Annotated in this window: 8 protein-coding genes; 1 reads left to right on the top strand and 7 read right to left on the bottom strand. The window is 44.0% G+C overall.

The genetic code is table 11. The annotated features are described in order from the left end of the window. Positions 1 to 465, top strand: a 465-nt coding sequence (locus H567_RS0120035; RefSeq protein WP_028322759.1) for a class I SAM-dependent methyltransferase, incomplete at its 5' end; no start/stop codon positions are given. Between the two features lie 1,123 nt (positions 466 to 1,588). On the opposite strand, the gene ppcB is transcribed toward H567_RS0120035, so the two are convergent. From ppcB to H567_RS26225, 7 genes are all read right to left on the bottom strand, one after another. Next, positions 1,589 to 3,010 (bottom strand): phenylphosphate carboxylase subunit beta, encoded by a 1,422-nt coding sequence (gene ppcB / locus H567_RS28130; protein WP_084517634.1) that lies wholly within the window; start codon positions 3,008 to 3,010, stop codon positions 1,589 to 1,591. A gap of 109 nt (positions 3,011 to 3,119) precedes the next feature. Then, positions 3,120 to 4,784, bottom strand: a complete 1,665-nt coding sequence (locus H567_RS0120015; RefSeq protein WP_084517632.1) for a PEP-utilizing enzyme — start codon at positions 4,782 to 4,784, stop codon at positions 3,120 to 3,122. A 104-nt stretch (positions 4,785 to 4,888) separates the two neighbouring features. Beyond that, positions 4,889 to 6,538 carry an AMP-binding protein gene (locus tag H567_RS0120010; protein WP_028322756.1) on the bottom strand — a complete coding sequence of 550 codons (1,650 nt, stop codon included), beginning with the start codon at positions 6,536 to 6,538 and terminating at the stop codon, positions 4,889 to 4,891. Positions 6,539 to 6,762: 224 nt separating this feature from the next. Then, entirely contained in the window at positions 6,763 to 7,998 is a 1,236-nt protein-coding gene (locus H567_RS28125) for a Tm-1-like ATP-binding domain-containing protein (RefSeq protein ID WP_028322755.1), read from the bottom strand. Positions 7,999 to 8,073: 75 nt separating this feature from the next. Further along, positions 8,074 to 9,135, bottom strand: coding sequence for a PEP/pyruvate-binding domain-containing protein (locus H567_RS28120; protein WP_084517630.1), 1,062 nt, complete (start codon positions 9,133 to 9,135; stop codon positions 8,074 to 8,076). Positions 9,136 to 9,294: 159 nt separating this feature from the next. Then, positions 9,295 to 11,451 (bottom strand): PEP-utilizing enzyme, encoded by a 2,157-nt coding sequence (locus tag H567_RS29685; RefSeq protein WP_084517628.1) that lies wholly within the window; start codon positions 11,449 to 11,451, stop codon positions 9,295 to 9,297. Between the two features lie 58 nt (positions 11,452 to 11,509). Continuing rightward, a partial coding sequence (locus H567_RS26225; RefSeq protein WP_035255441.1) for a molybdopterin cofactor-binding domain-containing protein occupies positions 11,510 to 12,434 on the bottom strand: 925 nt, incomplete at its 5' end.

Here is a 12,434-nt window from a genome sequence, read left to right as displayed (position 1 = left end):
TCCATGGATGCCCTGCCGTTCGAGGAAGGTGAGTTCGACGTGATCTGGTCCGAAGGGGCCGTCTACAACATGGGCTTCGAGGCCGGGGTATCGGCCTGGAACCGATTCCTGAAGCCCGGCGGAAAGCTCGTCGTTTCCGAGATCACCTGGCTCAGTGCTGCGAGACCGGCGGAGCTCCAGTCCCATTGGGAGACCGAGTACCCGGAGATCGATCTCGCTTCGGCGAAGATTGGGTACCTCGAACGGCATGGCTACAGCCCCGAGGCCTACTTCGTTCTGCCGGTGCATTGCTGGCTCGAGAATTACTATCGCCCCCTTCAGCGCCGATTTGATGCGTTTCTTGAACGGCATGGGCGGAGCGAACAGGCCAAGGCCGTGGTCGATGCGGAACGGCTCGAAGTGGCCCTTTATGAAAAATACCGCGACTATTACGGCTACGGCGTCTATGTGGCCAAGAAGATGTAGGGCATGACGCGACCGGAGGGAGGATTGCCCCTCAGCCCGGATTGAAGGGAAGTAGGACGAACTCAGGTTTGCAAACAAGGATCTGAAAAAAAGAATCAAGCATTCCAGAGGGGACTCCACCTTCTGCTCAACAAGGTCCTGGAGGATGACCCGGACCTGGAGCGTTTTCCTCATGATCTCCACTGGGGCGTTTTTTCCGCCCGACCTGTCACAGCCGGCGTGCCCGGCGTCTTTGCCTGTTACCGCTTTCCCCCAGGGGGAGCGCAGTCGAAATCCCGGGAGTTGGGGGAATTGTGATGGTACTTTCTACCAGGGGGACCGGAAAAGGTCCTGACCACCAAGGGTGAAATTGACCGGCACATCGCCTCGAACCTGCGACCTCATGGCCATTCCCCCGGTCCCTCAAATTCAGGCGGGAAAGACTGAAGGCCATCGAGGCCCACATCCGAACCCGCGACCTCAGGATCCGCAAATCCGTCACCATGGCCCAGGTTGCAGGTGGGCAGGAAGCCAGCGATGGTCTGAAGCTGGTGGTATGGATAGATGTAAGAGATTCGGATGAATTCGAAGACAGCCGTTCAAACCTAAGCAACCTGAGCTCCGCAAAGGTCCGCCACGCGAGGCCAAGCCCCGACTAATGAGCTGTCGGAGTGACATTGGAGTTCTTACACCTTAAATCTCTCGAAAATTGGCCCGTATTTGGGTTCCACCTCACACCGCAAAAACTCCCTCTTCTACAAGACCCAACGCGGTGCCTATGTCGGGGATCTCTTCATGAGCCTCATCCACACCTGTTAAATTTCGTATGTGAACCCGCTCGACTACCTGTAATGGCTCCTCAAAAACACCAAAGTTGTGCAGACCTCCCCGCACACCTTCATGCCGTGGCATAGGCAGGATCAAAACCGCTAACCCCATCCCGGCGGGACGCCCCAACGGGCCTCCCGCCCTCCGCCTCATCCTAGCACGCTAAAAAAATTTACCTGTCGAAAATTTATTGGTCTCTGCAGCCCCGCCGAAAGGACACGGTGCACCTCAACACCCTGTTCCCCTAAAAAGACGCTCCATCACAAGTCCTATAACCGACTTGACATCAAATAAAACCTCATCCGTTTTATCGCATTTAAAATTTTGGTTCATAACCTAATTGAAGATCATCCCAACGGTTTCGAATTCTCTCCAAAGTATCAGGGTCTAGAAGCACAGGCATTGGTTTATGTTTCCATTCAAAGGGAGTGCATGCGTCCATAATGATCCGAGAAACAATTTGCCTAGAATCAATAGGTAAGGAAGGATCTAAAGAAGTTGAACGACCACGATTTATAATCTGTGTACTCCGCAGGGGATCATATCGGACGGAAAGAGACCACAATACTTGCTCCCAATCATCAGCAGCAATATCGTCTTCTACAATTATAACACCTTTCAAACCATAACTACCTGTTGTCGTAGAAATAACGGCAGTACCGACTTGCATCGAATGCCCAGGATAGAGCTGCTGGACGGAAACAACTGCCCAAAATCGTCCACTTGAAGATGCAGGTATATACACAGACTTAACCCCAGGTATTTTCATAGCTTCAAGGTCAGACCACAGGCTGGCAGTGCGATTCAACGATTGAATCATACAGACATCATTGATCGGTCTGCCCACAACACAAGCCCAAAAAATCGGATTATTTCTATGCAAAATCCTTTTAACGTTCAGAAAGACTTTAGGTGTTGGCTCACCGGAATAATATCCAGTATATTCCCCAAAAGGCCCCTCATTGATAAAATCATCCGGATCTATTTCCCCCTCAAGGACAATCTCGGCATGGGAAGGTAAATGAAGTCCACTAAAATCACTTTCTAAAACTTCAACTGCCTTACCACGCAGCGCTCCAACGACATCATATTCATTCACCTGGAAAGGAATCATGCTGCTGCCGACCAAAAATAGTAAAGGGTCGCCCCCTATAACAGCGGCAGCGGGCATTTTTTCTTTTCTCTGCTGGTACTTGCGAAGAATCAAATCCCCATGCTTCCCCTTGATCATTTGAACACCACACCGCTTACCATCATGAACCTGCATGCGATATGTGCCAAGATTCACCCAACCAGAATCAGGATCCTTCGTAATAAGGTAAACTGCGGTCCCAATAAATCTTCCACCATCAAGCGCGTTGAAAAAAGGTACCGGAAAATCATATAGATTAACATCATCACCCGAAACAATGTTTTCCATTATGGGCCCGTCGCGAACAATCGTAGGCGGAACCAACTTTTTTGTTGCCAACAGCATCCATTCTTTGGCGAGCCTTGCCATAGAATAGTGCGGTGGCTGTCCCAATGCAATGGCCATCCGCGATGGTGTAGTAAACGCACTTGTCAATACAGGAATTGAGTACCCCTGAACATTTTCAAAAAGTAAAGCCGAACCGCCAGCTTCCTCATTAACTTTGGCGATATGCGATAACTCCATATTCCAATCGACGACTGAGCTAATAGTTTTAAGTTGACCATGCTTTTCGCATTCACGAATAAATGAACGAAGATCATTCATATAACGAACCTCCAACAAAACGCTCCAAATCCAAAATATATGTAAAAAAATTTTAGCAAAATAGATTAAAACCATAAACTATGAGAAAGATTTCCTAAAACGTAGCAAGTTAGCTAATTTTATATACACGCAGCAGATCACCATCTACTCTCAGCCTATCTCCAGTCTTAATTTTCTGGGTTGCGTCACCCGTACCCACAACGGCAGGGATCCCATACTCTCGACTGACAATAACAGGATGTGAAAGAGAACCACCGCTGTCGCAAACGAGACCCTTGATAATGCCAAATAAAGGAGTCCATGTAGCACTTGTCATGGGACAAACCATAATTTCGCCCTTTTGCAGTTCATCAAAGAAACTCTCATCCCAAATAACGCGTGCGATCCCCTCAGTGATACCAGGGCTCCCAGCACCCCCCACACATAAGGCGCCGACATCTTCTGCTTTTTCTGTTGGTACAGAGATACTAACACTTAGTGTTGGATCTAACCGCAGCATGTTAGGGATGGCGTTAGCATCTCCCAAAAAGGCGGGAACCCCATCAGGCTTTTGCGTTAACTGCTTGTATCCGTTCCATTCATCTTTTCTCTCCTTAACAAGCGAGAGGTAGCGGCCTCTTTCTCTATTGCCGAGACTACTAATAATCTCATCACTAAAAAGCATGAATATATCATCAAGGGAATCGATTGCTCCATCCTCAACTAGCCGTCTGCCGCATTCGATAAAACACCGCCGTCCAAAAGCCATACGCTTGAATTCACCGTACCAGGCAGCTCCCTCACTCCAGTAATTAGCGGCGCGAGAGCAAAGAACTAATTTCTCCATCCAATTTCTTTGAGCTTCAGGAACCTTTTCGAGAAATTCAACTGTCAATGCGTCGCGCTCAGCAACCATCATATCGCGATCTTGATCGATCTTATGGATTCCGCCTATTTCAACATATCTTTTTATATCTGATATTAATAGGGACGGTTCGTCGTACCAGCCAGGTTCACAAAATTCATACATGCGTACCAACTTCCACTTGTTTTTTTCCAAGAAATCATTTAATCTATTAAGCCATTTTTGCCCAGCCTCGTTTCCTTCCATGGCTGGAATGACATCTTTATCGGGAAGTTTGAAATTCTCTTCTAATTTAAGTTCAATAGCAAGGCGAGCAAGTTCAGCAATACCACTGTTAGCCCGATAAAGAGGGTTGTCTGTACTGATTGTCAGTTTTGAATATAGAGGATCGGTAGGCTTCAGCCCAGTCAAATCTCCCGCTAATTGCTGAAAAAGTCCGGGTAAAGGCGTAATGGCGAACCAACCATCAAAATAATAGAAAATACTTTCCTTATGTAATTGAATAATGTCATGAACATGTGCAATAAGCTCTTCCCGTGACATTTCCTTAAGATTGAGCGAAACGAACGGAGCCATAATGGTGTCGAATTTCTTAAAGAGATTATTAGCATATGCAAATGGATCTTCAATAATAGCACCCAAAATCTTCCGATACTTTGCCTCACGCGCCGGAATTTCATCTTTCAAGGGAATGGCACGCGTAAGATATCCATGTCCCTTGTACAACTTCCAATAGTAACCTAATGTTGTTGGTAAAGAGATTTTACCGCATCCGCGCCGGATACCATCTACCATATATCCATACCAAAATTCGCAGTACAAAGGCGTCATCACGGGCTCGGTATGAGCTGGAGTACGAACCCAAACTGGATAATGTGCAAGATCAAAATCTGTAATTTCCCATGGCATATCTTTTCTTCCGTAATGCATCTTATCACCTCATAGCATAAATTGGATTTTTACCAAGAAGCCATAAAGAAAACATTTTACTTGCAATGTTAGGCAGTGATTTAAAAAGTAAATTCAGAAGCAAGCTAAATGTGCGATTCTGACTCTAGCTTTCTAAGTAAATCATTCTTTAGAACCTTCTTATCTAACTTCATATCGCTCACAAGTGGCATCTCATCAATTATTTCCAATCGCTCCGGTGTCTTATTTGCTGATAGTTGTTTCGATCTAAAAAATTCCTGCATCTCTGCGAACGAAAACGTTTCTCCCTTTTTAACAACAACATATGCGCAAGCTTTTTCTCCCATAATGTTATCAGGATACCCAATCACGGCAGCAGCTTCAATTTTAGGATTAGTAATTAAAATACTTTCAACTTCGGTGGGATAAATATTATAGCCACCGCGGATAATGCAATCCTTTTTTCTCCCTACGATATAAATGTTACCTTCCTCATCTTTTTTTGCCAAATCACCCATATTAAAATATCCGGAACCCCAAGCTTCTTGTGTCATTGCAGGATCTTTATAATATCCGCCTACGGATGTAGGACCACGAAAATGAACTGCACCAACCTCGCCTATTGACACTACGTTCCCATTATCATCAAGCAGTAAGACTTCATTTCCTGGATGGGGTTTTCCAACTGAAAACCGCCTCACCTCTAGCTGGTCATCAGCATCTACACTAGCAACAGATCCTGCATCCATACCGCCATAGTGGTTAATCACCATACAATTGAATTTTTTTTCAACATCATTTGCAACATGCGGGGGCAGAGGAGCACCAGAAACCTGAAAAACGCGTAATGAGGTCAAATCATATTTAGTATAATTAGGATTCTGAGACATCATAGCAAGTTGTGCAGGTACCATCATGGGAATAGAAATTTTTTCCTTTTCAATCAAGTGGAAGGCTTTTTCTGCATCAAAATGCTCCATCAAAACGCCCTTCGCGCCAACGAATGGGTTGAACCTCAATAGTCCACGGGCGGCTCCGGAGACAGGACATAAAGCGCCAACGACATCATCATGTGTCATTTTTATTTTTCCCATATGCGATGGTGCCACAGTGGTAGCTAGTGACATAGGCGTCTCAACTAGCTTAGGGAATCCGGTGGTCCCGGTTGTAAAACCAAGCCAAGCGACTTCATCAAAGCGTATTTGATTCTCTCTAATGATAGCAATTTTTTGATCTATCAAAGAATCGTCGATTTCAGCGGTGATAATGCTTTTAACATTGATTGTATCATCAATTGCATCGTCGCCACAGGTAAAAATAGAAGACAGATTCGGCAATCGACTACGCATGTTTGCAATCATATCAAGATAATTGAACGATCGAAACTCGGGCATGCAAACATAACCTTTTGCACCCGTCACACGGAGTAAGTATTCAATTTCTTGATCCCGCAAGGTTCGGACAACCGTTGACGATATGATGCCGGCCTTCTCGCATGCAACTAGCAGTAAAACAAGTTCTACGCGATTGGGTAGCTGAACAACAAGTACATCATCTTTCTGAAATCCTAATTCAACTAGTTTGATTGCAAGCTTGTTTATTGCATCGTTAGCTTCTTTAAATGTAAACTTATTGCCTGAGTCATCAACAAACGCAATTTTGTCAAAATATTTTTTTGCATTTTGGTCGTATAGATCTGCATAAGTAATTGGTTGCCAATAACCTTTTTCAGTGTACTCCCTAATTAGTCCATCTGTAAAACGACTAGCCCGCATAATTCCCTCCTTTTGTGTTGAAATACGGTTTCTTGTTGTTTAATCGAAAAAATTTCTGTGCCGTCAGTGCCTAGCTAAAGGTTTAGTGCCATCATCCTCACCAGTTATAAAATGATAATGAAGCGCCTAAAAACTTAATGTGTACGCATTATTTTAAGAAAAAAAAGCAATCCTTTTGTAGAAGCGTGGAAGGGTATTAGTGAATTGTATTTTGGCGTATTCATTTAGTGTTCTAGTAGCATTATTCTCAAAGCGTTCACAATTGTTTGCTGAAACTCGGGTTCCTCTATCCATTGATCACACTCAATAATCTGAATCTTGGGTTCGCAATGTTCTTTTAGAGCCTTAGTAAAGGTTCTTATAGCTACTGGATCGTCTAACGGCCGGCCCGGCCCATCAATTCTTGACCACCCTTTCAAAGGTATAAAGAACTTTACAGGTCCTCTGGATCTATTGAGCTTACCAGCAATTACCTCTGCGGCTAATTCAAGCTCAGCACAGCTAGATCTGATCTGTAGCCTTAGTTTATCTGGGCGAAAACTTTTCCTAGCGTCATATTCAGCTTTGTATCGTGATCGAGGTGGGGTAATGAAATCGAGCCCGCCAGGGACAATGATTTGTGGTAATCCTATTCTGCCTGCGCTTTCAAGTCTTTGTGGACAGGCCATCCTTGTGCCACCAACAAGTCCATCAAGAATACCGCCTGGTGATAGATCTAACACCGCGTCAAACATTCCATCACTGATCATTTCCTCCATTGCAGCATCACCTACGCCGGTAGCCATAAATACGATTACCTGATATCCAAAACTTTCTAAAAAATTTTTAATTCTTCTGACACTATCGGCGCTGAGCATCAATTCACAGAGCGCAATAGTTTTTACGGTCGGCGAATCATTTTTTTGCTTTTTGGTCCAGAAGATATCAATTTTGGACATGGCACATATTGCAGCTACCGCTTGTGCAATTAAGGTTTTTATGATATCATTAAGCCCTGCAATGTCTACCACAGTGTTCATCATGGTAATATCTTTTGTCCCAAAATATCTAGAAGCAAATCCTTTAGCGGCAGCGTTACTCGAAACCATAAACTTTGGAATACCAAACGGGAGACATTTCATGATGTCTGTTTCGATAAGAGTCCCTCCAGTCCCGCCAATTCCTAAGATTCCGCTGAGTTGTCCTTCTTCGTAAAGTGAGCGTACAATTTGTATTGCACCCTCAGTTATAATTTTATTAATTGATGGTCTGTCAGGATTACCCCATATTGTATCGATCTTCGCTCCAGCAGCACATGCAACATCTGAGCTTGTAATATCACCCGTTGCATTTGGCTTATTTCCAACACTTAAATCAATAACTATTGGCCTATGGCCATTTTTTCTAATGCAATCTCTTGCGAAAAAAATTTCTTCTGATTTTGTATCAAGCGTGCCGAGTATTATTATTGTCTTTTGCATTTATATATACCTTCTCGTTTGAACATAATTTTGCATTATGCGATGAGAAAAACAATATAAGGTAGTACCTATAATCTATTCATTAACTGGAAAAAGTCGGGTACAGGCCATATCGAGGATAGCTTCTGTTGCTGTTTTTTGCTTGGCGATAACTGTTATAGGGCGTGCTTGTACAAAAAATACATTTTGAGGAAATTCTAAGTCAGCATCAATGACCCACTCTAAATCTAATGGCAATCCATAGTGGTTTTCAGCATTTCTAGCAATCTTAGCGAGCTGGAGAATTTCTTTATTGTCTATGCATGGCAATAACTGTTTTGCTAAATCTACTGGAGCTTCTTCTACGCCCGTATTCTTTAATATAATTTGTTTTGTTTTTTTGTTTACCTGGGATTCGAGTATTTCTAATTGGGTTTTTTCGACAGAAAAAATATCTACCTTAGATATCCCCTGGACTACACTTTCGCCACAACCCCAATTCCCTTCGATAACTACCTTGCCTTTGTCTCCCGTGTTTGGATTGGCGGTAAAACCGACGCCTGCTGATCTTGCGTTTACCATTTTTTGGACTGCTACACTGATAGATCCTGCCAAAATTCCAAGCCCATTATGAAGCCTGTATGAAATACAGCGGGGGGAAAACGCACTTGCCCAGCATTTCTGAATATTTCTGAGAACGGCATCTTTGCCAATTATATTTAGGTAAGATTCATATTGCCCTGCAAAACTTGCTGTGGCGGAGTCCTCAGCGACACCGCTCGACCGCACTGCGACTGCGATTTCGCTTCTGCCTAACCTATTGGACAGCTCAGCATACGCATCTTCAATTGGCACGCGTAATTCATCAGGTATTGAGCATTCCATGATTATTTCCTGGAGATTATCTCCAAGAATGGTAAGATTTCTGATGTCTGTAAGTGACGTATCGTATTGTTCAGTAATCTGCTCGAGTCTTGCAGTTATTCCCGCAGTATGTATGAAGGCATCGTAAACTGCTGTTGAAACTGCGAAGCCAGGTGGAACAGGAAGTCCTAGTTGATACATCTCGCCTAAATTGGCACATTTGCCACCTACTAGATTGGTATCTTGCCTGCCACATTTTTCAAAGAATAGTATCTTTGGTCTTGTCTCAAGCATTGTGAAACCTCATTTAATTTTTAGTTTAATATAAAGTTGCGTAGACTTAACTCAGTATATGAATATGAGGCGGACTCTCATTTACTAGAAAAATTATGATGCGAGTTTTTGGAAATAGGAAATTTGCAGAAAGCGATCTTTAAGTTTTTATACAATTACTTAGTATTCATTTTTTTTGAAGATTTCCCAAAACTCTTTGTGCTTATTCTGCCATCCATGGCCGAATCGCTTTTCGTATAAGGGAGCATATCTATCGTACCAATGCGTCCAGAAAATGTTCTCTTTTTGTTTGTTTTCAAGAATATCGTGTAAGATATCGCTAAGATCAGATAGCTTTTCCTTTGGGACGAAATATGCTGCACCTTCTCTGAATGATTTGACTGTATCTTCTAATGTTAAAGCATGTGCAGTTAACATTATCGAGATAAATCCCTTATTATTTGCTATTTCTAAAAGTTTATACCCATTGACACCCATGATATCCAAAATAGTGACGTCAAAAGTTTTTGAATTTAGCAGCTCGACAGCCTTTTCGAAGGTTGTCGCTCTTGTTATTTCACACATTGGCAACAATTCCTCTATAGTGTCGATTATGTCTTTTTCATCGTCCACAACCAGAAGTCTCTTATTTTCCAATGCTTGTAATATATTTATGTTTCCTGAATTTGCGTTGAGACGTATAGTTTGTCCGGATTTGATTATATCTGTTGCGCTGTTTACATTGGTTATAACTGGAATTTTATATTCTCTTCCAAGAATCGCCGCATCTGACAACATACCACCATGTTCTACAATCACCCCTTTTATTAAAGGGAAAACTGTACTCCAATTCGGGCCGACTGTGGATGCTACGAGTATTTCACCTCCCTTGATTTCGCTCAATTCTTCCTGGGATAGAACAACCCTTGCGACTCCTTCTGCAATTCCTTGTGATGCAACTTGGCCTGATAAACCTAATTCATTTTTTGTCGCAATTGTAGTTGTCATTCCCAATGCTAGTTCCATTGCTATTGGATTTTTTGTTTTTAATAATAAATATGCCGCCTGATCTGGAGCGACCTTTGAAAAGAGGGGAGGTGGTATGAATTTCTTGTTTTCTTCCCAGATAGTGCGGCGTTGGCTGACGGTAAGATTTTGATTGGAAGTTCCAGCAGAATATATCAATTTTTGCACCTCTTCCGGAACCATGAAGAAAATGTCCTCTGATTGCTGTATTCCGCCGGAATCTTCTAATTTATGAGCTATTTGAAGCAATGCGTGACGTGTTATAGCTGTCTGCAGGATCTCACAATATTGCTTATGTTCGTGCTTCCAAGCTGCAAAAGCTCGTGCAATTTGCATGACAGTTTCAAACCATTCTTTCTGACCTATTGGGACCTTTTTTAGTAAGGCATCTTGCAGATTTTTGCGGTCTTGTATTGCATCTGTGATTTCATTATTTGGTACTGATTGTAGTTTTGAACCTGCAAACTTTTGAATGTGCGAAATTGGGATTGATGGTTTTTCGAGCCATAACGGAGATATATAATCATTTGTCGCGACGGATCGCCACCCATGGGTGTGCAAAAAGGCAGAAAAGCTTTGATACCATGTTTGTCCTTTGTCCGATTTTTTCATTTTTGAAATTACATCTTCTGGTTTATTTTCACATAGTTCAGATACCAAATCTAAGTCTATCGCCTTTTGTGCCATGGTCTGCAATTCTTGCTCAATTCCCGAGAAGGACTCTGATGCACCTAGCAATAGGTTTTGGAATGTTGCTGTTGAACTGGTAATTCCTAACATGTTTTCGCAGAGGTCTTGAAACAGGTTATATATGGTGCCAAGGCCCTGATTGAGAAAGAAAATTGTTCCGTACATTTGCTTTGTTGCATCTACTCTTTCGTCTAAGATCTTGCTCAGCTCAGTGTATGTTGCTTTATCAAATTGATAGTGTTTTATTTTTTCTGCTTTTTGTAATAGTTGTTGTTTTTCTGTGCTTATTATATGGATATAATTATTTATTATGAAATCAAGGGATTCTTTGAATTTGTTTGATCTATAGTGTGTTGCGAGTTCAGTTTTTGGCATAATAACCGACATATATGTATAACCGTTATGCGAGCGAAACATAACGTTTTTAGATGTTGGAATTGGGAATTTTTCAGCTGCGTAGGCAGCGCCCCAATTCGCACAATTCTGAAAAAACCAGTCTGACATTGGTGTGCGGGGGCGGCTTGGTGGTGTATCTTCTGCACATAGAATCCAGTACTGCGTTTCTTCCATGTCTATATCGGGATTGTATGTGTAAGCCGTATACTCATGTAAATCAGTCATTTTCCCACTCCTGTGGATAAGTGCGAAGTTTCAAGTTATAGAACTTTAAGTAGTAGTACTAGAAGCAGTATTTAGTATCTGCTACTGCACCTATTTTATTAAGGCCTTGCAAAATCTTCTCGGGCGTAAACGGCGTAGAGAGGAGCCTGATGCCGACGGCATCGTAGATGGCGTTGGCGATGGCCGCCAAAATGGCGGAGACGTAGCCTTCTCCGACTTCCTTGGTACGATAGGGCTGCCCGACCCTGTATTGCTCCGTGATCACGTCGATATGCTCGGAGGGGGCGATGTTCCGGATGCAGGGCATCCGATAGTCGAGCCAGTTCGGGTTGAGTGTCCGCCCCTCTTCCATCATGATCTCTTCCATGAAGGCATGCCCGAGCGCCATGGAGACCTGTCCGTCGATCTGCCCTTCGACCAGGAGCGGGTTGATAGGGAAACCGCAATCGTGGGCGGTGACAGCCCTCAGGAGCCTGACCTTCCCCGTCTCGGTGTCCACCTCCACCTCCGCCGTCTGGGCATCGAAGGCATAGTTTTCCGTCCACCTTCCCTTGGTCGTAGCCAGGCTCGGATGCGTTGGTTCATCCCTCATGGTCCGCCAGTGGCCCTCTCCGATGATCGGATCCCCTCTGCGCGTCTGGATGCTCAGCGCCACCAGATCCCTGTAGGTAAGCGCCTTGCTGGGGGACCCCGCCACATAAACCTTCTTGTCCTTCAGCACCAGGTCATCGATGCTCGCCTCGAGCTGCTGAGACGCGAGTTCGAGGAGTTGTTTGCGGACATTGCCGGCCGCCACCCGTGTGGCATTTCCGCACACGTAGGCGTTGCCGCTGATCCAGGAACCGATGTCCACGGGCGTCGTTTCGGTGTCCGCGGCGATCACCTGGATCTCCTCCATCGGGATCTTCAACTCCTCGGCCACAATCTGCGAATGAATCGTTTCGGCCCCCTGCCCGATATCCAGCGCACCGGTCAGGAGCGTC

The organism is Desulfatiglans anilini DSM 4660 (assembly GCF_000422285.1).
Lineage (GTDB): Bacteria > Desulfobacterota > DSM-4660 > Desulfatiglandales > Desulfatiglandaceae > Desulfatiglans > Desulfatiglans anilini.
This window is presented reverse-complemented; position numbering and strand designations above follow the sequence as displayed.